The 19,615-nt window shown below is 45.7% G+C and carries 21 protein-coding genes; 13 read left to right on the forward strand and 8 right to left on the reverse strand.

Annotated features, from left to right (window positions below; translation table 11 throughout):
* Positions 1-27 precede the first annotated feature (27 nt).
* The 3 genes from yihA to LDX50_RS24245 are packed head-to-tail and all read left to right on the forward strand — an operon-like array spanning position 28 to position 1,395.
* A complete protein-coding gene (yihA, locus tag LDX50_RS24235) occupies positions 28-633 on the forward strand; it encodes a ribosome biogenesis GTP-binding protein YihA/YsxC (protein ID WP_225698865.1) in 606 nt (201 codons plus the stop codon).
* Positions 634-692: 59 nt separating this feature from the next.
* Positions 693-1,127 (forward strand): DUF5606 family protein, encoded by a 435-nt coding sequence (locus tag LDX50_RS24240; protein ID WP_225698866.1) that lies wholly within the window; start codon positions 693-695, stop codon positions 1,125-1,127.
* The gene (locus tag LDX50_RS24245; RefSeq protein WP_225698867.1) at positions 1,087-1,395 is read left to right on the forward strand and encodes a hypothetical protein; all 309 of its coding nucleotides are present in this window, start codon (positions 1,087-1,089) and stop codon (positions 1,393-1,395) included. Before LDX50_RS24240 ends, LDX50_RS24245 begins: the two co-directional genes overlap by 41 nt.
* Here LDX50_RS24245 and fbp read toward each other — a convergent pair.
* Positions 1,392-2,378, reverse strand: a complete 987-nt coding sequence (gene fbp / locus LDX50_RS24250; RefSeq protein WP_225698868.1) for a class 1 fructose-bisphosphatase — start codon at positions 2,376-2,378, stop codon at positions 1,392-1,394. The genes LDX50_RS24245 and fbp overlap by 4 nt on opposite strands.
* A 75-nt stretch (positions 2,379-2,453) precedes the next feature.
* Here fbp and LDX50_RS24255 point away from each other — a divergent pair, with 75 nt between their 5' ends.
* A complete protein-coding gene (locus tag LDX50_RS24255; protein ID WP_225698869.1) occupies positions 2,454-3,719 on the forward strand; it encodes an aspartate kinase in 1,266 nt (421 codons plus the stop codon).
* On the opposite strand, the gene LDX50_RS24260 is transcribed toward LDX50_RS24255, so the two are convergent.
* Positions 3,701-4,183, reverse strand: coding sequence for a low molecular weight protein-tyrosine-phosphatase (locus LDX50_RS24260; RefSeq protein ID WP_225698870.1), 483 nt, complete (start codon positions 4,181-4,183; stop codon positions 3,701-3,703). The two genes, LDX50_RS24255 and LDX50_RS24260, sit on opposite strands and share 19 nt — an antisense overlap.
* 160 nt (positions 4,184-4,343) lie before the next feature.
* Here LDX50_RS24260 and LDX50_RS24265 point away from each other — a divergent pair, with 160 nt between their 5' ends.
* Complete coding sequence (locus LDX50_RS24265) at positions 4,344-5,117, forward strand: enoyl-CoA hydratase-related protein (protein WP_225698871.1); 774 nt, start codon at positions 4,344-4,346, stop codon at positions 5,115-5,117.
* On the opposite strand, the gene LDX50_RS24270 is transcribed toward LDX50_RS24265, so the two are convergent.
* Positions 5,114-6,157, reverse strand: coding sequence for a DUF6588 family protein (locus tag LDX50_RS24270; protein ID WP_225698872.1), 1,044 nt, complete (start codon positions 6,155-6,157; stop codon positions 5,114-5,116). The genes LDX50_RS24265 and LDX50_RS24270 overlap by 4 nt on opposite strands.
* 139 nt (positions 6,158-6,296) lie before the next feature.
* Here LDX50_RS24270 and LDX50_RS24275 point away from each other — a divergent pair, with 139 nt between their 5' ends.
* The 3 genes from LDX50_RS24275 (at position 6,297) to rsgA (ending at position 8,977) form a co-directional block, all read left to right on the forward strand.
* Positions 6,297-6,725: a Fur family transcriptional regulator gene (locus LDX50_RS24275; RefSeq protein WP_225698873.1), complete on the forward strand. Its 429-nt coding sequence runs from the start codon at positions 6,297-6,299 to the stop codon at positions 6,723-6,725.
* Between the two features lie 106 nt (positions 6,726-6,831).
* Positions 6,832-8,085 carry a 3-deoxy-D-manno-octulosonic acid transferase gene (locus tag LDX50_RS24280; protein WP_225698874.1) on the forward strand — a complete coding sequence of 418 codons (1,254 nt, stop codon included), beginning with the start codon at positions 6,832-6,834 and terminating at the stop codon, positions 8,083-8,085.
* Entirely contained in the window at positions 8,066-8,977 is a 912-nt protein-coding gene (gene rsgA / locus LDX50_RS24285) for a ribosome small subunit-dependent GTPase A (protein ID WP_255647393.1), read from the forward strand. Before LDX50_RS24280 ends, rsgA begins: the two co-directional genes overlap by 20 nt.
* Positions 8,978-8,980: 3 nt before the next feature.
* Here the strand turns inward: rsgA and LDX50_RS24290 are convergent, their stop codons facing one another.
* From LDX50_RS24290 to LDX50_RS24310, 5 genes are read right to left on the reverse strand one after another with little or no spacing between them, the layout of a single operon-like run.
* Positions 8,981-10,519: a YifB family Mg chelatase-like AAA ATPase gene (locus tag LDX50_RS24290; RefSeq protein ID WP_225698875.1), complete on the reverse strand. Its 1,539-nt coding sequence runs from the start codon at positions 10,517-10,519 to the stop codon at positions 8,981-8,983.
* Positions 10,520-11,095: a D-sedoheptulose 7-phosphate isomerase gene (gene lpcA, locus LDX50_RS24295; protein ID WP_225698876.1), complete on the reverse strand. Its 576-nt coding sequence runs from the start codon at positions 11,093-11,095 to the stop codon at positions 10,520-10,522.
* Complete coding sequence (locus tag LDX50_RS24300; RefSeq protein ID WP_225698877.1) at positions 11,095-11,466, reverse strand: hypothetical protein; 372 nt, start codon at positions 11,464-11,466, stop codon at positions 11,095-11,097. The genes lpcA and LDX50_RS24300 overlap by 1 nt, the downstream gene beginning before the upstream one ends.
* A gap of 36 nt (positions 11,467-11,502) precedes the next feature.
* The gene (locus LDX50_RS24305; protein WP_225698878.1) at positions 11,503-13,332 is read right to left on the reverse strand and encodes an ABC transporter ATP-binding protein; all 1,830 of its coding nucleotides are present in this window, start codon (positions 13,330-13,332) and stop codon (positions 11,503-11,505) included.
* A 23-nt stretch (positions 13,333-13,355) separates the two neighbouring features.
* Positions 13,356-15,038, reverse strand: a complete 1,683-nt coding sequence (locus LDX50_RS24310) for a hypothetical protein (RefSeq protein ID WP_225698879.1) — start codon at positions 15,036-15,038, stop codon at positions 13,356-13,358.
* Between the two features lie 158 nt (positions 15,039-15,196).
* Between LDX50_RS24310 and LDX50_RS24315 the strand changes: the two genes are divergently transcribed.
* The 5 genes from LDX50_RS24315 (at position 15,197) to LDX50_RS24335 (ending at position 19,608) form a co-directional block, all read left to right on the forward strand.
* Positions 15,197-15,439: a type B 50S ribosomal protein L31 gene (locus tag LDX50_RS24315; protein ID WP_225698880.1), complete on the forward strand. Its 243-nt coding sequence runs from the start codon at positions 15,197-15,199 to the stop codon at positions 15,437-15,439.
* A 77-nt stretch (positions 15,440-15,516) separates the two neighbouring features.
* The gene (locus LDX50_RS24320; protein ID WP_225698881.1) at positions 15,517-16,707 is read left to right on the forward strand and encodes a GlmU family protein; all 1,191 of its coding nucleotides are present in this window, start codon (positions 15,517-15,519) and stop codon (positions 16,705-16,707) included.
* Entirely contained in the window at positions 16,704-17,828 is a 1,125-nt protein-coding gene (locus LDX50_RS24325; protein WP_225698882.1) for a DNA polymerase III subunit, read from the forward strand. Before LDX50_RS24320 ends, LDX50_RS24325 begins: the two co-directional genes overlap by 4 nt.
* Positions 17,828-18,748 (forward strand): hydroxymethylbilane synthase, encoded by a 921-nt coding sequence (gene hemC, locus LDX50_RS24330; protein ID WP_225698883.1) that lies wholly within the window; start codon positions 17,828-17,830, stop codon positions 18,746-18,748. The genes LDX50_RS24325 and hemC overlap by 1 nt, the downstream gene beginning before the upstream one ends.
* On the forward strand, positions 18,745-19,608 hold the full coding sequence (locus tag LDX50_RS24335; protein ID WP_225698884.1) for a peptidylprolyl isomerase: 864 nt from the start codon (positions 18,745-18,747) through the stop codon (positions 19,606-19,608). The genes hemC and LDX50_RS24335 overlap by 4 nt, the downstream gene beginning before the upstream one ends.
* The last annotated feature ends 7 nt before the right edge of the window (positions 19,609-19,615 follow it).

The raw sequence follows: 19,615 nt of genomic DNA on the forward strand, positions 1-19,615 counted from the left end.
TTGAATTAATTCTAGAGGCTACACAACATGTCCATCAAAAAAGCAGAATTTATCACCTCCAGCAGTGTCTATACGCAATGTCCGCCGCCTGAACGCCCGGAAATTGCATTTATAGGACGTTCGAATGTTGGGAAATCCTCTCTGATCAACATGCTTACGGGACGTAAGAAATTGGCCAAAGTTTCAGGAAAACCTGGAAAGACACAGCTAATCAACCATTTCCTGATTGACGAGAACTGGTTTTTGGTCGATTTGCCGGGTTATGGGTGGGCTAAAGTGAGCAAAACAGACCGTTCAAAGTGGGGCGAAATGATTCATGACTACCTCACAGAACGTAAAAATCTAATTAACGTTTTTGTACTGATCGACACCCGGCTGGACCCTCAGCCCGTGGATACTGAATTCATTCAGTGGCTGGGAGAAAAGGGGATACCTTTTGCACTCATTTTTACAAAAGCCGACAAACAATCCAAGAACAAAAATCAGTCTTCCATGGCTAAATACAGGCGGGTATTGAAATCTCAATGGGAGACCTTGCCTCCCATGGTGCTCACCAGCTCTGAAACCGGGGAAGGAAAGGATGATCTTACCGACTATATTAACTATTGTTTGCAGGTCGCCGCTGAAATTTAATCCCGATCGTATGGTCGATCCATTGTAATCTCTAACTTTGCGCTTTAATTTAAAGGTATATGGAATATAGCGACATCGCCTCCGTTGCAGGAAAAGGCGGACTTTTCAAAGTGATAAAACCCACACGGACCGGAGTAATTCTGGAATCCCTGGATGATGCACGTAAAAAACTGATTGCGAATGCCACACAACGGATTTCCGTGCTCAGTGACATCTCCATTTATACCACCGACCAGGAAGGTTCAACACCCCTGCCGGATATTTTCAAAACCATATTTGATGAATTCGAGGATGATCCCGGAATTGACAGTAATTCTGATACGGATGAGCTGAAGGCATTCCTGAAACATGTTCTGCCTGAATATGATGAGCAGCGGGTATACCCGTCAGATATAAAAAAACTTGTTTCCTGGTATAAAATTTTATTGAAGGAAGCACCGGAATTGATTAAAAATGGAAACCAGGACGCATCAGCTGAATCAACTGATCAATAAACACCTTCCGGATTCGATCACGCCTCTGTCCGAAGAAACTTCCGGGGAAGAACTCATGGAAGCGGTTCGGAAACGTTTAAAATTCCTGCTGGACACCGACATGGAGAGGCTTCTGCATACGCTCTACCGAATTGATGTGGCAGAAAACAGGGTTAGGGAAATTCTCAGTTCAACAGATCCCGACCTGATCGATACAGCGCTTACAGAGCTTGTTATCGAACGCATCCGGCAAAAACTTGAAACCCGAAGAAAATACAGTCAGCATTAAAAGAATGAAACCGCTTTCTCAACCATTCTTTTTGAACCAATGAAAAGAGGTACCCGCTGATGCAGGCTCTGTGGTGCAACTTCCAGAATGCGGCCTGTACCTGTTGACGCCATGCCGCCAGCCTGCTCAACAATAAAGGATAAGGCATTACACTCATACATCAGACGCAACTTGCCATCAGGGTTTTTTTCCGTAGGCGGATACATGTAAATACCTCCTTTCAGAAGATTCCGATGAAAATCAGCCACCAGCGAACCGATGTAGCGAGCGGAATACTGTTGATCGTGGCAGTGTGTAATGTATTTTTTAACGGGTTCAGGAAAGCTGTTGTACATACCTTCATTCACACTGTAGATAGAGCCATCCTCCGGAATCATCATATCCGGGTGGGAAAGAAAATATTCTCCCAGTGAGGGCTCATAGGTAAATCCATTCACCCCATGACCTGTGGTATAGACCAGCATGGTCGACGACCCGTAAAGCAGATAACCCGCAGCCACCTGTTCAATACCAGACTGCATGATATCTTCCTTCTCAATTGGCTTGCCAAGCGGAGAAACCCGTCTATAAACCGAAAAAATTGTCCCTATTGAAACGTTTACGTCAATGTTGGAGGATCCGTCAAGCGGATCGATCGCAATGACATATTTTCCGTCATTTTTCAGATCAGTGAAATGCTCGTCTTCTTCGGAAATGATGGCACAGGCTTCGCCGCCCTTCGTTAACGCACGGATAAACCGGATATTTGCCAGCACATCAAGCTTCTGCTGTTCTTCACCCTGCACATTCTGAGTGCCGATGGCTCCGCCGATATTGATTAGTCCGGCCTTGTTTATCTCACGGTTTACAACCTTTCCGGCCAGGGCAATATCCCGGAGCAACTGCGAAAGCTCCCCCGTGGCATATTGAAATTCATCCTGTTTTTTCTTGATATAGCGGTCCAGGGTAGTTCCTATTGGGAGAGCAATCCGCGAATCTTCCATGTTCAGGTTTCAGTTTTCAGTAATTAGATGCAACTTGGGCAAAGTTATATATTTTTATTGCAAACGTTTGCGATTATGCGAGTATTCAAATTTGGAGGAGCCTCTGTAAGCAATGAAAAAGCCATCCGAAACATGGCATCCATTCTCAGAAAATTCCAAAATATTCCATTGCTGGTTGTGGTTTCTGCTATGGGAAAAACCACCAACCATCTTGAAAAGATACTGGGACTTTCCGCAGATAAAGATGGGTGTAAACGGGAAATAGAACTCCTGAAAAAATACCATCTGGAAACCGCAAAAGGTCTCTTCTCTGAAATTTCCAATGAACTACAGCTCTCATTGGATAAGATTTTTAATGAAATCGAAAACGATACAACCCTTGACCTCCCCTATCCCGAACTGTACGACCGGATTATCAGTCAGGGAGAAATTCTTTCTTCAACCATCATCGCCAGCTATCTGCAGGAAGAAGGTCTTCCTGTTCAGTGGCTCGATGCCAGGGAGTATGTAATAACGGATGCGCACTTTCGTGAAGGACATGTGGACTGGTCTGTTACCTGTGGCCGTATAAACAAACTGAAAGAAACGCTCAATGCCACCATCCTGCTTACCCAGGGATTCATAGGCCGAAGCACAGACCAGCGGGTCACAACCCTCGGGCGCGAAGGATCCGATTACACCGCTGCTATATTTGCATCATGCCTCAACGCGGAATCAGTAACTGTGTGGAAAGATGTGGAAGGGATCATGAACGGCGATCCCAAAAAGATAGAGGGAACCCAGCGCTACAAAGAACTACCCTACAGGGAAGCAGCGGAAATGACCTATTACGGAGCCTCAGTTATCCATCCGAAAACTATTAAACCGTTGGCCAACAAAGGGATTCCGCTGATGGTAAAGAGCTTTTATGAACCCGATGCACCAGGTACTGTAATTCACGAATGTCAGGCTGAAAACCTTATTCCTGCTGTAATTATAAAGGAAAATCAGTGCCTGATTTCCTTTCATGTGCGAGATTTTACCTTTATTAATGAGCGAAACCTGACGAAGATATTCCATGAAATCTCAGAGGCAGACCTGAAGATAAACCTGATGCAGAATTCGGCGATTTCCTTTTCCATCTGTGTTGATTTCCACACCGGTCATCTGGATGAAATTATGAGCCGGCTGCAGTCGGATTTCAGTATTCGATATAATACCGGACTGGAATTGATCACCATAAAAAACTATACGCAGGAATATATAGACCGGTTCCGTTCGGGAAAGCATATGCTCCTGGAACAAATCTCACGAAACAATTACCGTGCAGTGATCAAACCTGATCAGCCTTCAAATGAATGACGTTCAGCCAGCCAGTCCAGAAACTGATTAGTTGACCGGTCTAAAATCTCAAACACATTCTGAAATCCCTGTGCCCCTCCAAAATAGGGATCGGGTACATCGGCCCCTTTTTCAAGCGGATCAAACATACGCATGAGTATGATCTTGTCACGGAATTTTTCATCAGGATCCAGGCGGTGAATATTGGTTTTGTTGGATGCATCCATGGGAATGATATAATCGAAATTCCCAAAGTCTTCATAGGAGAACTGGCGTGCTCTTGATTCGAGGATCAGACCATTATTCTTTGCATTTTCCCTGGTTCTGTGATCCGGCATTTCGCCGATGTGATAATCCCCGGTTCCACTCGAATCAATGTGAATAAAGGAATCCCATCCACGCTCAAGTACCTTTTTCCTGAATAAACCTTCGGCAAGAGGTGAACGGCATATATTACCCAGACAGACAAACAATACGTTGATCATATTTCTTTTTACACAAAAATAATAAAGGAAGGTTACCTGTCACCCTAAGTTGGTATATAAACGTACATAGCACTTTTGCTCACCTGTTTAGTATGGTTAGATAAAGCCGTCTTTTTTCAAAAGGCGGCTTTTCTTATTATTGCACCATACCCCTACAACTATGGAACTTATTAAAGTAAATCCCGCCCATAAAAAATATATCGCTTTAATTGAGTTGAACAGGCCTAAAGAGCTGAATGCACTCAATCTTCAACTCATGCAGGAATTGAAAGAAGCATTGCGCCAGCTTGATGAAGATGAAACTGTTCGCGTCATTATCATTACCGGTAATGAGCGTGCCTTTGCAGCAGGCGCTGATATTAAACAAATGGCAGGTAAAACCGCGATTGATATGCTGAATATCGATCAGTTCAGTACCTGGGATCAGATTCGGAAAACGAAAAAACCATTGATTGCCGCCGTATCGGGATTTGCGCTCGGAGGAGGATGTGAACTTGCGATGACATGCGATATGATTGTGGCCTCTGAAACGGCTAAATTCGGACAGCCGGAAATAAAAATCGGAGTGATGCCGGGCGCAGGGGGCACACAGCGACTGACACGCGCCATAGGAAAGGCCAGGGCCATGGAAATGGTACTGACAGGCGATTTTATAGACGGACACGAAGCCCAGCGTCTCGGTCTGGTGAACAGGGTGGTTCCGGTTGAAATGTATCTTCATGAGGCCGAATCACTTGCAGCAAAGATCGCGGCTATGTCACCCGTCGCTGCTAAACTGGCAAAAGAATCCGTAAACAGAGCTTTCGAAACGCATTTGGACGAAGGGTTGAACTTTGAACGCAAAAATTTCTATCTGACATTCGCTTCTGAAGACCAGACCGAAGGAATGAATGCGTTCATAGAAAAGCGTAAGGCTGAATTCAAGGGCCGTTAATGAACGGTTATTCCGAAACCAAGTTCGAATGAATTATATCGTTGAATGGTATAACTGCTATGAAGTGAGAAAACCAACAGTTTTACGCGAACCCCTGCTGTGACTGACGGTCCACCGAAATTATACTTGAAATCTATTGGATCATCAACGACGGTCTGCTCCTGTCCGGAATCATAAATAAATGTGCCATTTACTTCGGTAGTAGTGGTAACAAAAGTATAACCAACACCTCCATAGAAGGTGAATACCGACAGTTCCTTTGATATCATTCCCCTGAAGAGCATCGACTGAAGACGTGTAATACCTTCTCCATTCGTTGAAATCACATCATTTTCTGTGGTTATTACATCATTGCGAAGATCAGTTTTAACACGGAAGGAGGTGATTCCTGCAAATGCCGATAGTTCAAAGGTCTTATCCTGCAAGCCAAAATAAGGCTTCAGACTATGCTGTACCCCGATACCCCAGAAATTGAAATTGGTATCATCGCCTACCCTGATGGCTGGAAGCCACCGTATACGCAAATCTGTTCCGGCTGGAAGACCGATCCCCAGGTTTGCCATAGGCACAGGAGCCATTGATTTATTTATTCCGAGCAGGTCATTCATCCCGTCTGCAAGATCGATACCTTCCGGTCCGGTAAAAGTGGCTGTTTCGCCGGTTTCCGGGTCTGTGAATTCATATTCAGGCCTCAATTCCTCCCCGGATGGCCCGAATACCGTAGGAGCCTGATTTCCATTCACCTGGGTAGTATTCACCATTCCCAGGTTGTCGGTCCGGTAAAAAAGGTCCTTATCAGGGACATTTAAAAATCCCACCGACAAAGTGAGGTCCACACCGAGAACATCATGGGTTGCAGCCGTATTCGACCACCCTCCTGAAAGGCCAAAACCGGCAGCCGTATAGAGTGGCTTCAGATATCCTTCAATCAGCAGTTCAGCATCGTCAGACCCCGACTCCAAAAGAGCGGCAAAATCACTGCTTTGTCCGTGCACGGCAGCCGAGATGACTGTTAAAACGATTATTATATATTTCCGCATGATGCTATTAATATCTGATTTTCTATACGGGTAACCAAAATAATCTCCGTGGCGTTGCCTGATGACCAAATGATGACTATCTTGTTTATATTAATTATTCTTATTTAATAATTATTCTTATTTAATAATTTATATCCATATGGTACGTCAGAAAATAATGAATGCAGGATTGCGCGTCACTCCACAGCGAATGGTGATCCTGGATGCAATTCAGGGCATGAACAATCATCCTACCGCCGATGACATTTATCTCGCGATCCATCCGGCAAATCCGGGCATATCCATGGCCACTGTGTATAAAACCCTCGAAACTTATGTGGATTCAGGATTACTTCAAAAAGTGTACACAAGGGAAGGACAAATGCGATATGATCCGCGCATCGATAATCATGGTCATATCTATTGCACTAATACTGGAGAAATCATTGACTTCTATGACGACGAGTTGAATAAGATCATTACCGCATTCTTCCGAAAGAAAAAAGTAAGCAACATCCGGATCAGCAATATTTCACTGCAAATCAATGCCCTGAAAACGGATCCCGGTAAATCCATTTCCATTAAATAACCGAAACTGTGATTACCCCAATCCCGTCGGTTTCAGCCCGACACATAAATAAATTCACGCAAAGGACCCAACCCTCCGATAAGGGTTCTTTATTTTTGTCGGAACCATGGGAAAAATAGTTTACCGCTTCTTCCTCCTCCTCTACCGTACAGCTATTAAGCTGGCGGCACCTTTCAACAGCAAGGCCCGACTATTCAGAGACGGCAGGCAAAAAATCTGGGAGCAGGCTGCAGCAGTTAACCCTTCACAAAAACCATTATTGTGGGTACACTGTGCATCCCTCGGTGAATTCGAGCAAGGCAGGCCCCTTATCGAAAAATACCGGCTTGAATACCCCGAACATCTTATACTGATCACATTTTTTTCTCCCTCAGGTTATGAGGTACGCAAAAATTACAGCGGGGCGGATGCGATCCTTTATCTCCCGCTGGATGGCAAAAAAAATGCGCAACGCTTTATTGACCTCATAAAACCTACCCTTGCCTTTTTCATTAAATATGAATTCTGGCATTACTACCTCCGGACTCTGAACCGCCACAAGATCCCTGTCCTTTCCATTTCAGCGATTTTCAGAAAGGACCAGATTTACTTTCAGCCCTGGGGTGGGTTTCAGCGCGCATCACTTCGATTTATCACCCACTTCTTCGTTCAGGACCGGGAATCAGCTTCACTCTTGTCGGAAATCGGACTTACAAACGTGTCAGTTTCCGGAGATACCCGCTTTGATCGCGTTTTTGAGATCAGCCGGGAAGCCCGTGATCTTCCGGAGATTCGTTCTTTCCTGGGTGAAAAGCCGGCATTTATCATCGGAAGCGCGTGGCCTGCAGATCTGGATGTAATGATCCCCTTCATGAATGAACATGATCTGAAATACATCATCGCACCCCATGAAATTTCAGATCGCTTTCTCGCTGAGATTGAGAGTGACCTTGAAAAAAAATGTATCCGGCATTCCCGATGGACAAAGGCTCAGGAAGGTGAGTTTGATATCCTGATCATCGATAATGTAGGCATGCTGGCACATCTCTATCAATACGGAAAATTCGCCTGGGTTGGTGGTGCATACGGACAAGGCCTTCACAATATTCTGGAGGCGGCTGTTTTTGGATTACCTGTATTTTTTGGAAATAAGAATTACACGAAATTCAGGGAAGCAAGGGATCTGATAAATCTCGGTGGTGCATTCGCGGTTGCCAATTATGTCGAACTCCGGGAGCATTATACACGATTAGAAATTGAAAACTCCTACCTTATTGTGAAAGAAACCAATGAGCAATATATACAGTCTCAACTGGGTGCTACCAAAGAAATTATAACATATACAAAAGAATTACTGAATCATGACAGGTCTCGTTCTTAAATCTACCGGATCGTGGTACGAGGTACTTGCAGAAGATGGTAATCGTTATCAATGCCGGGTTCGCGGAAAATTGCGTATCAGGGATACTAAAACAACTAATCCTGTAGCCGTAGGGGATCAGGTGGAACTTGATCCGGAAGATACCAGTCAGGCAATCATTACCGATGTACTTCCGCGTGAAAACTATATTATACGGCAGTCTGTACATAAAAAGGGGCATGCCCATATTCTTGCATCAAACCTGGACCAGGCCGTTCTGATCGTTACACTATCTTATCCGAGAACTTCTCTTGGATTTATAGACCGTTTCCTTGTTTCCGCTGAATCATTTCGCATACCCCAGGTCCTGATTTTTAATAAAGTCGATCTTCTGAATGAAAAGGAGAAAAGGAAGATGGAACACTTCATAGAAATGTATGAAAAGATCGGCGTCAAATGTCTGCGTACTTCGGCAAAGAGCCAGGAAGGTATAGAACAGTTTCGTGCCATATTAGCTCATAAAAAATCTCTTATCGCCGGACATTCCGGTGTGGGTAAATCAACCCTCATTAATCTTCTTTCTCCTGAAATCGAACAGAAAACCGGTGAGGTTTCAGACTTCGCCAATAAGGGAATCCATACGACGACGTTCGCAGAGATGTTTCAGCTGGAAAATGAAACCTTCATTATCGACACTCCCGGAATAAAAGAATTGGCGCTCGTAGAAATACCCCCCGAAGAATTGGGTGACTATTTTCCTGAAATCAGGGTACTGCGGGGTTCCTGCAAATTCAACAATTGCCTGCATCTCAGGGAACCGGGATGCGCCGTTAAGCAGGCTTTGGAAGATGGGGATATCAATCCACTCAGATTTAAGAGTTATTTAAGTATGCTCGACGGCGACGAGGACTGATCCCTATCCTGCCCAGCCTTCCCGATCCAGGCTTCGGAATTGAATTGCTTCCGCCAGGTGGCCGATATCAATAGATTCAGAACCCGCCAGATCCGCGATGGTACGCGATACTTTCAGGATTCTGTCATACGCCCTGGCCGATAATCCCAGCCTGTCCATGGCGGTTTTCAGCAAGGCTCGTCCTGCCTGATTGATCTCACAATACTCCTTAATACTTGCCGTAGGCATCATGGCATTTGCGTAAACGCCATCCAACTCCTCATACCGGGCTTCCTGAATATTCCTGGCGGCAATCACACGCGATCGAATTTCCGTACTGCTTTCCGTTTTCCTCCCGGATGTCATTTCATCAAATGATACCGGCGTAACCTCCACATGCATATCGATCCGGTCCAGCAACGGTCCGCTTACCCGATTCAGGTACTTCTGCACATTTCCCGGACCACAAACACAATCCTTTTCCGGATGATTATAAAATCCGCACGGACAAGGATTCATACTGGCGATCAACATGAAATTTGCCGGGTAATCAATTGAAATCCTTGCCCTGGAAATAGTTACCCTTCGTTCCTCCATGGGCTGGCGCATCACTTCGAGTACCGACCTTCTGAACTCCGGCAATTCATCAAGAAATAAAACACCGTTATGCGCAAGTGAGATTTCTCCTGGTTGCGGAAACCCACCGCCGCCAACCAGGGCTACATCACTGGTGGTATGATGCGGGGAGCGAAACGGCCTGCATGCAATGAGTGATGCCTGTGCTCCCAATTTGCCGGCAACCGAATGAATCTTGGTGGTTTCGAGGGCCTCCCTCAGTGACAATGGCGGAAGGATCGTCGGCAGACGTTTCGCCAGCATCGTTTTACCGGCACCAGGCGGTCCGATCATGATTACATTATGCCCGCCGGCTGCAGCAATCTCAAGGGACCTTTTAATGTTTTCCTGGCCCTGCACATCGTTAAAATCAACCTCATAATCATCCAGCTCATCATTGAATATTTCGCGCGTGTTTACCGAAACCGGAGATAAGGATATTTTCCCCGTCAGGTAATCCACCGCTTCCCTGATATTCTCCACACCGATCACATTCAGATCACTCACAATGCCTGCCTCGCGAATGTTCCCTTTCGGAAGGATGAGAACATCAAATTTCCTTTTCCTTGCCTCTATCGCAATGGGCAATACGCCCTTAATAGGCAGAACTGTACCGTCGAGGGAAAGCTCACCCATGATCATGAACCTTTCGAGCTGCAACGACTTTACCTCGCCTGAGGCATGCAACATTGCAAGCGCTATAGCAAGATCATAGGAACACCCCTCCTTTCGCATATCAGCAGGAGCAAGATTTACAATTACTTTGGTCCGGGGAGGCCGATAACCGGCTGCCTGAATGGCAGAATTAACACGATGTTCACTTTGCTTTACGGCATTATCTGGCAAACCACTCATGAAGAACTTTAAGCCCTGCCCGACACTTACCTCTATGGTGACCACGTGCGCATCAACCCCGATAACAGCGGCACCATACGTTTTTGAAACCATTCAGGTTAGTTTTTCGATCAACTGTATCAGGATGTGAATTACCTTAATATGTACTTCCTGGATTCGGTCTGCGTAGCCAACATGCGGCACATCTATAATGATGCCTCCCATGTTCTTTAACGAACCTCCTCCCTTACCGGTAAGTACAACCACATCCATACCAAGTTCATTGGCCTGGCGGACAGCTGCAATAATATTTGGGGAATTTCCACTTGTAGATATTGCCAGCAACACATCACCTCTCTTTCCGAGTGCCGCCAGATATCTGGAAAAAACCTGTTCGTATCCATAGTCATTCGAAACGCAGGAAATGTGCGAGGGATCAGATATGGAAATCGCAGGAAGCGGGCGGCGATCATCCCTAAAGCGGCCTGTCAGCTCTTCCGCAAAATGCATCGCATCGCACATGCTGCCGCCATTTCCGCACGAAAATATTTTACCGCCATCATTGATACGATCAGCAATGAGCACCGCCGCCTTTTCAATTAATGACAGCTGTGCCGGATCTTTGAGGAAATTATCAAGAACATCACGCGCCTCACTGAGCTCCCGCGTAATAATCGATCTGAGTTCCATCAGTCTTCCTGGCTTTTATTCGGTTCAGATTCAATTGCCGGTTTGCCGGATGACACGGGTTTGGTGCCATGAATATCGAAAAGCTTTGCCTTCAACTCAACGATCTCCCGATCCTTGGCCTCCAGTTTCTTCTTCTCCCTGCCGCTGTCCATCCAGAGCATCAATGCATTAATTCCAAAAAGAATTAATCCGAGCACGGTGAATGTGATCAGATTACTGCTATTTAACAGCAGATTTTCATCATTGATAAAACCATTGATAAACTTGAAATCGGACTCCCTGATCTTACTGATAGTGAGAATACTCCCCATCAGCAGCAATGCATGAAAAAGAAAATAAATGAGGAGAAAAACGTATCTGAATGTGCTCATAACCAAGCTTTCTAAAAATAAACTTACAAAATCTTCCTAAGTATTCTGCATTACACTGAGCTTTTTGTACATCCCGCCCCGGCTCACCAGTTCATCGTGCGTACCTGTCTCAATAATTTGACCGTCCTGAATCACCACAATCTTATCCGCGTGCTGAATTGTACTCAATCTGTGCGCTATAACAAGGGAGGTTCGGTTGGCCATTAAATTGGTCAGCGCTTCCTGTACCAGCAATTCTGATTCAGAATCCAACGCAGACGTTGCCTCATCCAGAATAAGTATGGCCGGATCTTTCATCACAGCCCGTGCAATACTAAGACGTTGCCGCTGTCCGCCACTCAGCTTCAATCCGCGATCCCCTATATTGGTATTATACCCTTCGGGTAATTCCATGATAAAATCATGTGCATTGGCTACCTGGGCAGCATGTATCACCCGATCGGGATCGGCATCACCCAATCCAAAAGCAATATTATTAAAAACAGTATCATTAAACAGGATGGACTCCTGTGTAACGATCGCCATCTGAGACCGGAGTGATTCGAGGGTATAATCGGTGAGCGGCCGCCCGTCAAGCAAAACACGTCCAGCCGTCGGATCATAAAACCTGGGCAGCAAATCAGCCAGAGTAGATTTGCCTCCTCCGGAAGGTCCGACAAGAGCCACCGACTGGCCCCTTCCGATTTTTAGATTAATATTTCGCAGCACTTTATTGTCCTCATTGTAGGCAAAGTCCACATTGTCAAATACAATACTGTCGGAAAATCGCTCAATATTCACAGCACCCGTGGTATCCCTGATCTCCGGTTCCTTATCAATTACACTAAAGATTCTTGATGCAGAAATGATACCTTTCTGTATTCCTGAAAAAGCCTGACTAAACGATTTTGCCGGGGAAATGATCTGAGAGAATATCGCCAGATATGTGATGAATTCACTGGCTTCGAGCGAAGAAGTCTGGTTCAGAACCAGCGTGCCTCCATAATACATTATGATTAAAACGATACCCACTCCCAGAAACTCAGATACCGGCGAACCCAGCTCCTTTTTATAGTAGTAGGAAAGGTTAACTTTTCTGTAATGCTCATTCTCCTCCTCCATGACCCGCGTCACATACTTCTTGGCATTAAAGGCTTTAATAATGCGCATTCCACCAATCGTCTCGTCCAGAATATTCACAATCCGGCCAAGTGATTCCTGGCTCTGAATGGCACGCCTTTTTAATCTGCGAACAATTTCACTCAGTATTCCACCAGCAACAGGCAAAACCAAAATCGTAAAGATGGTGAGCTCAAATGAAATCTTGAACAGGACAATGAAGTAAACAATAATGGTAACAGGCTCCCTGAACAACGATTTCGGACTGGCAAGGATCGTATTGTCAACCTCCAGCACATCATTGGTCATTCTTGAGATCAGATCGCCCTTTCGCTCATTGCTGAAATAGCCGATGTGCAGCGAAGTTACCCGGTCATACACCTTCATCCGGATGTTCTTTATGACATCCAGCCTGATTTTTGCACTGACGATCGATGAGAGATAACGAAAAATATTGGTGATGAAGACCGAGAAAAACACCACAATACAAACAAAAAGCAAGGCCCTGGCTGGACCGTTTTCTGCAATGATCGTATTAAAGTAAAAATTGAAATAATCGGAAACGTAATCGATATTCAGGCGGAAAGGTCCCGGGTTAACAGGTACAGACCCCTCTTCTCCCGGATTAAAAAGCACCTTCAACAATGGCATCAGCATCGCGAGGTTCACCGCACTGAAGATAACACTGATCAGCATGTAAACGCCATACAATGTAAAGCGTACGCCTATATTCTGCGCGTATCCAAATACCCTGAAAAAAGTTTTCATAAGAATGGCGGCAAAGTTACATATTAAAATTCACTCAGCCTTGCTGGTATATTCCACCGTATGGCAAGCTCTGTTACATTTGAGCGCAATGAATATGGCTCAAATTCACTTTCAACATTACGAAATGTATGATGCGCTTCTATAAAAAAGTTGTGTTTCCACATGAACGAAACCCGCAAATCAGCAAACAACTGCTGTGTACTCACACCCTGCCCGATTTTATTATTGTAATTCTGCTCCCGGGTAGAATTATTCAGGAGAATATTGCCCCCCCAGTTGGACGATAGTGTGTCAAGTCCGTAGTCTGAATAAATCAGCTTCCCTGTTACCATCCACTTTGGAGCAGGCTGAAAGCGGGCTATCCCGATAAATTCCTTGAAATTAGCACCACGCGGATGCGCAAGCGGCTGTCGGTAATGACTGTAACTGCCGTATGGCGAATCATGGGAGAAATTGTAGGGCCGTGAAATATTGGTCTCAACCTGAAGATCGAGATGCCGTATTCCAAAGGCATTCACATATTCGGCACCTGCCTGAATCCCAAACTTATTGCCCCACCAGCCATTGCCCTCCTTCAGGTCGTCGATAACCAGCTCATCCAGCATGAATTGACCGTAGAGTGAAACACTCCGTACAGGGAGCCATTTAAAATCAAGTCCGAGCACAACATTGTCACTGCTTCCATCCTGCTGTTCGATCGCCCGGTAAAATATAATGGGATTGAGGTATTTCAACTCAAAATTACGGCTCTCACCAATTTCATTCGGACCATATATCACACTTTCAAAAACCCCGACGTTCAGCTTCCGCCCTATATTAAAGGTAAGATGATGAAATGCCAGCCACTTATTGGGAAACTCATCCGTTCCGGTCAATCCTGAACGATTTCCTTCCACGTCCGCTGTAAGCTCGGAAACCAGCATGGTATACTTTAACTTCCATACCTGGGCTTCAAACTTGAAAAAGGTATAGGCTGGCGCAAAATCCGAAAGGATCATCGAACGATAGCCATTTCCAACCCTGAATCTGTCATGACCGAATTGAATGTTCAGATGTTCGGTGGGATTGAAGCTGATGTACCCTCGGGCGGTTAGAAAATCAACCCCGTTATCCTGATAACCCTTCCAGAAACCCTCTCCAGGCACTGCAAGCGTCTGATCAATCTGATCCCGGACATATCCGGGATATATAATCTGGTTTTCACCGATATAACCGTAAAATCCAAGTTTACGATCGATCCAGCCCCGAACCTCTGCGCCTCTCGTGTTTATAAAGGGTATGTCATCAGTATCAGACGCGCTTCCGGCCGACAGATGAAGTACGGGATTCACATGTAAATTGAAGTCGCGGGTATCAACATGGAATAAATCCGGCTTAACACGATAAAAATGCTTTAAAAATGGTTTCCGGCTCGAATTATCGGGATTATCCGACCACTCCCAGTTGTCGCTTCGGAAATATCCCATGTTAAACCGGTCAATTGCATCAAGATCAGAGCGCTGAGACAGGCTGTCGGCAAAGGCTGCGATCTGATTCCGCATATACGGCTTCCAGTTGGTGAAAAATCCAGGATGAATCTCCCCCTGCAAAATCTCATAGCGATCAATAAGATGATAATAATCGTCATTCAAAGGCGCATTCACGCTCTGGGCCAGAAGAGATGAAAAAGAGAAGCTGGCCAGCAAAAAAAATAATATACGGCTCATACGGTGTGCAAAATAATCTAAATTTGTAAAACTTCATACCCCGCTATTTACCAGAGGAATTTATTACTGATAATAATCCGGGATATTGTTTGGCAATTATTGGCGGAATATTTAATTTTGTGCCTCTTTTGAAGGCAACGCACGAAAAGGTTACAATAATGAAAAAAGAAATACATCCGGAATACAAAGAAGTCGTTTTTCACGATACATCAAGTGACTTCCAATTCCTTACAAAGTCGACCATGTCGTCAAATGAGACGATCAAATGGGAAGACGGAAACGAATATCCGCTGATCAAGATTGAAGTTAGTTCGGCTTCACACCCTTTCTATACTGGCAAGAAGCTGTTTGTGGATACTGCAGGACGTGTTGAGAAATTCAACCGTAAGTACAAGAAGTAAAAGAATTAATTCGGTTTAGTTCCGAATAAAAAGTCTTCATGGTGACTGAATCATGAAGACTTTTTTATTTTTGTGCCATGAAGGTTATCCTCTTCGATGAAGCCGAAACCTGGCAGCATCTGCTTCCGCTTACATACACGCGCCCCGTTGCCGATCTGCGGGTTGGCATTCTTACACTTGCCGAAAAATGGGAAAGGCGACTTCATGCAGATTCAATGGGTTACGATACCCGGGAATATCTTCAGAAAAAATTCCCGAAAGGGACGGGTAACATCTGGATCAATGCGGCAGCTGTTGCTTCAGATATGCTTGCCAAAGCCGTATCAGACTTGTCGGAAGGTGAAGGGCTTGTTCATAATGGACGCCTGATCGCTGCTCACAGCTCAGATCCGGCCTTCAACCCCAGCGACCCAAAACTAAGCTCCGCCAGTGAATACGAAGATTTCCTGTTCATCGACCGTACATGGAAAATTTTCAGACATGTGGCCGATGAAATAAAGAGTGACTTTGCACTGATTACCAATAATCGCGAATCAGCACCGCTGGATGACCCGCATACGATCGTATATGGTCGTGAAAATCTGTTCCTCGAACCCGGAGCACGCGTTCAGGCCGCAATCATAGACGCGACGAACGGGCCGGTATACCTGGGTAAAAATTCATTTGTCTCAGCCGGATCCATTATTCGCGGATCATTCGCCCTGGGTGAGGAATCGGTGGTGAACATGGGAGCAAAGCTCCGGGGTGATACCAGTGTCGGACCCGGCTGTAAGGTTGGCGGGGAAATCAGCAATTCCGTATTCCAGGCAAACAGTAATAAATCCCATGATGGCTATCTGGGCAATTCGGTAATCGGTGAATGGTGTAACCTGGGCGCCGATACAAACTGCTCCAATCTAAAAAACAACTACGCCCCAGTGAAAACCTGGAGTTATGTAAGTAAGGGTTTTGCAGATACCGGACTTACCTTTTGCGGACTTACGATGGGTGATCATTCAAAATGCGGGATAAATACCATGTTCAACACTGGAACAGTCGTTGGAGTGGCTGCAAATATTTTCGGTTCCGGATTCCCGCGAACCTTTATCCCATCCTTTTCCTGGGGTGGAGCTTCCGGGATGATTACCCATCAGATGGGAAAAGCGACTGAAACGGCACGCCTCATGATGGAACGCAGAAAAATCCCGTTCAGCAATGAAGATCTTGAAATCATGGAAGAAGTTTTCCGTAGTAGTGCAGAATTCAGGATTTGGGAGGGGCGTAAATGAGATTCAGCGATATACATGGCATGGAAGACATCAAGCACCAGCTGGTGAAATCTGCTGCTGCCGGAAAAATTGCGCATGCACAGCTTTTCTCCGGCCGGCCGGGTGCCCCCAATTTACCCATGGCCCTGGCATATGCAACCTACCTGAATTGTGAATCCCCTACCGAATCTGACGCATGCGGCGAATGTGCGGCATGCACCAAGAACAACAAGTTTATTCATCCGGATCTCCATTTCGTGTTTCCTGTAAGCGGAACCAAATCTGTAAAATCCAAAGACGCCATCAGCCAGGTATTCCTGAAAGAATGGCGCACATTTTTGCAAAAAACACCCAATGGGACCCTGGAGCAATGGGCTGCGGAATACGGAGGTGAAAACAAGCAGGTAAATATATCCAAGGAAGAAAGCCGCCAGATCATTCGCAACCTTACCCTGAAAGCCTTCGAGGGAAAATACAAGATCATGCTCATCTGGCTGCCAGAATTTTTCCACCCGTTCGCGGCAAACGGAATCTTAAAAATCCTCGAGGAACCACCTGAAAATACAGTGTTTCTGCTGGTCTCAAATGAATCTGAACGTCTGCTCGGAACAATTCTGTCCAGAACACAAATGGTTCAGATACGCAAACATTCACCTGATGAGATCACCCAAATCCTGTCGGCCGACTCAACAATTGATCCTGCAAGGATCCGGCAGGCGGCCCGCATTTGCGACGGGGATGTTAATGAGGCCTACAGACTGCTTGACAAACTCGATGGAGATCAGCATCATACTTATGTAGAATGGGTTCGGCTGTGCTACGACCGAAGTAAAATGGATGAACTGGTACGCATGGCCGAAGACTTTCATCGCAGTTCGAAGATCGAACAAAAAACACTGTTTCAATATGGGTTAAATATTATGCGTGAATGCATGATCACTTTTCATGCACCGGAATTATCACGCTCAGGAGAAGACGAAAAGTCCTTCTTAACTAAATTCAGCAAACTGCTTAGTGTGACGCAGGTGGAGGAGATCAGTGCCAGATATAATGAAGCCCTGTTCCACCTGGAACGAAATGGAAGTCCGAAAATGACATTCCTGGATACAAGTCTTCAAATCATGAAAATTTTTCATCCCTAATGCATATCAGGATAGCCACACGTGGGAGCAAACTTGCCCTTTGGCAGGCACATCATATCGCTGCCTTGTTGAAGGATGCAGGAATCTCCACCGAGATCGTTACAATGGAAACAACCGGTGACAAAATTCTGGATGTTACCATAGCAAAGATTGGCAGCAAGGGTGTCTTTACCGAAGAACTCGAGGCGGCCCTGAAAAATGGAAAAGCAGAAATCGCCGTCCACAGTGCGAAGGATATGCCCTCAGAGCTTCCCGCCGGCTTTGAACTGATCGCATTCACACGGCGCGAAAAAGAAAATGACGTACTGATCAGTGAAAAGGACGGGGTTAGCATGAACAGCGAAATCACCGTTGGTACATCTTCGACACGCCGAACCGCACTCATCAAACATTACTATCCTCATTGCCGCATCATTCCGGTACGGGGAAACCTTCAAACACGCATACGCAAAATGCAGGAAGGCTTGTGTGACGCGCTCCTGCTGGCCTATGCCGGCATACACAGAATGGAATATGATCATCTTATCAAGGCGCACCTTGCTATGGATCAGTTCACTCCGCCGGTCGGACAGGGCAGTGTTACTGTTGAAATACACGAAGGCCTGCCAGTCGAAATAAAAAACGCGGTGCGTGCAGCAGTGAACGATACCCAAACAGAATATTGTTTAAGGGCTGAACGTGCATTTCTCAAAAAACTTGAAGGAGGTTGCAGCATCCCGTCCTTTGGATATGCACGCTGGATTAACGAGGAAATACACATGGATGCGGGCCTTGTAAGCCTGGATGGAAAGCAACTTATCCGCACATCGGGCAAGGCAGCCGGTGCTGAGGCTCACCAACTGGGATTTCGTCTGGCGACGGAAGTACTGGAAGCCGGGGGTGATAAAATTTTAAAAGATATAAAAACCAATCAATTATGAAATCAAGAAACTGGCTTATCGGATTAACGCTTGGCATGGTCCTTTTTTCAGCCTGTAGTACTGAAAAGGATTACCTGGTCACAATACATACCGAATATGGTGATATGCACGCCGTATTGTACGATGAAACTCCTCAGCACAAGGAAAACTTCATCAAATTAACGAAAGAAGGCTTTTATGACAGCCTCATCTTTCACCGGGTAATAGAGAACTTCATGATTCAGGGCGGAGATCCCGAATCCAGAAATGCGCAACCCGGACTTCCGCTTGGCTCGGGTGGACCCGGTTATACTGTACCTGCGGAATTTGTTCCCAAATACCACCATAAAAAAGGTGCACTTTCAGCGGCCCGCCTTGGAGATCAGCAAAATCCGTCAAAAGCCAGCAGCGGAAGTCAGTTTTATATCGTACAGGGCCAGGTCTACAGCGAAGAGGAGATTACGATTGATATGCAGAAACTGGGCATGATCGCACAACGGGCAATGCAACAGAATGACTCCCTGGCGAAGTATTGCGCTCAGGTCTACCAAACACAGGGCAGTGCCGGTTATGCAGCCCTGTTACTGGATCTGAAAGATAGTCTGAGTTCCATGACAGGAATGGATTACAAGCGCACGATGGATCCCGCCAGGATGAAAGACTATACCACTATCGGAGGTGCACCGCATCTCGATGACGAGTACACCGTCTTCGGCGAAGTGATTGACGGAATGGAGATCATCGATAAAATCGCCGTTCAGCCTACCGACCAGCGTGACCGTCCGGTTGAAGATATATCGTTCACAATATCCGTTGAAGAATTGCCCAGGAGCCGTATCACAAAGGACTACGGCTATGAATTTCCTTTAATCGAGAACTAAAGCCGGA

This window comes from Fulvivirga sedimenti (genome assembly GCF_020328055.1).

Excerpts from the sequence above, each read along its gene's own strand:
- yihA (WP_225698865.1), top strand. The coding sequence starts at position 28 with ATGTCCATCAAAAAAGCAGAATTTATCACCTCCAGCAGTGTCTATACG.
- LDX50_RS24240 (WP_225698866.1), top strand. The coding sequence starts at position 693 with ATGGAATATAGCGACATCGCCTCCGTTGCAGGAAAAGGCGGACTTTTC.
- LDX50_RS24245 (WP_225698867.1), top strand. The coding sequence starts at position 1,087 with ATGGAAACCAGGACGCATCAGCTGAATCAACTGATCAATAAACACCTT.
- fbp (WP_225698868.1), bottom strand. The coding sequence starts at position 2,378 with ATGGAAGATTCGCGGATTGCTCTCCCAATAGGAACTACCCTGGACCGC.
- LDX50_RS24255 (WP_225698869.1), top strand. The coding sequence starts at position 2,454 with ATGCGAGTATTCAAATTTGGAGGAGCCTCTGTAAGCAATGAAAAAGCC.
- LDX50_RS24260 (WP_225698870.1), bottom strand. The coding sequence starts at position 4,183 with ATGATCAACGTATTGTTTGTCTGTCTGGGTAATATATGCCGTTCACCT.
- LDX50_RS24265 (WP_225698871.1), top strand. The coding sequence starts at position 4,344 with ATGGAACTTATTAAAGTAAATCCCGCCCATAAAAAATATATCGCTTTA.
- LDX50_RS24270 (WP_225698872.1), bottom strand. The coding sequence starts at position 6,157 with ATGCGGAAATATATAATAATCGTTTTAACAGTCATCTCGGCTGCCGTG.
- LDX50_RS24275 (WP_225698873.1), top strand. The coding sequence starts at position 6,297 with ATGGTACGTCAGAAAATAATGAATGCAGGATTGCGCGTCACTCCACAG.
- LDX50_RS24280 (WP_225698874.1), top strand. The coding sequence starts at position 6,832 with ATGGGAAAAATAGTTTACCGCTTCTTCCTCCTCCTCTACCGTACAGCT.
- rsgA (WP_255647393.1), top strand. The coding sequence starts at position 8,066 with ATGACAGGTCTCGTTCTTAAATCTACCGGATCGTGGTACGAGGTACTT.
- LDX50_RS24290 (WP_225698875.1), bottom strand. The coding sequence starts at position 10,519 with ATGGTTTCAAAAACGTATGGTGCCGCTGTTATCGGGGTTGATGCGCAC.
- lpcA (WP_225698876.1), bottom strand. The coding sequence starts at position 11,095 with ATGGAACTCAGATCGATTATTACGCGGGAGCTCAGTGAGGCGCGTGAT.
- LDX50_RS24300 (WP_225698877.1), bottom strand. The coding sequence starts at position 11,466 with ATGAGCACATTCAGATACGTTTTTCTCCTCATTTATTTTCTTTTTCAT.
- LDX50_RS24305 (WP_225698878.1), bottom strand. The coding sequence starts at position 13,332 with ATGAAAACTTTTTTCAGGGTATTTGGATACGCGCAGAATATAGGCGTA.
- LDX50_RS24310 (WP_225698879.1), bottom strand. The coding sequence starts at position 15,038 with ATGAGCCGTATATTATTTTTTTTGCTGGCCAGCTTCTCTTTTTCATCT.
- LDX50_RS24315 (WP_225698880.1), top strand. The coding sequence starts at position 15,197 with ATGAAAAAAGAAATACATCCGGAATACAAAGAAGTCGTTTTTCACGAT.
- LDX50_RS24320 (WP_225698881.1), top strand. The coding sequence starts at position 15,517 with ATGAAGGTTATCCTCTTCGATGAAGCCGAAACCTGGCAGCATCTGCTT.
- LDX50_RS24325 (WP_225698882.1), top strand. The coding sequence starts at position 16,704 with ATGAGATTCAGCGATATACATGGCATGGAAGACATCAAGCACCAGCTG.
- hemC (WP_225698883.1), top strand. The coding sequence starts at position 17,828 with ATGCATATCAGGATAGCCACACGTGGGAGCAAACTTGCCCTTTGGCAG.
- LDX50_RS24335 (WP_225698884.1), top strand. The coding sequence starts at position 18,745 with ATGAAATCAAGAAACTGGCTTATCGGATTAACGCTTGGCATGGTCCTT.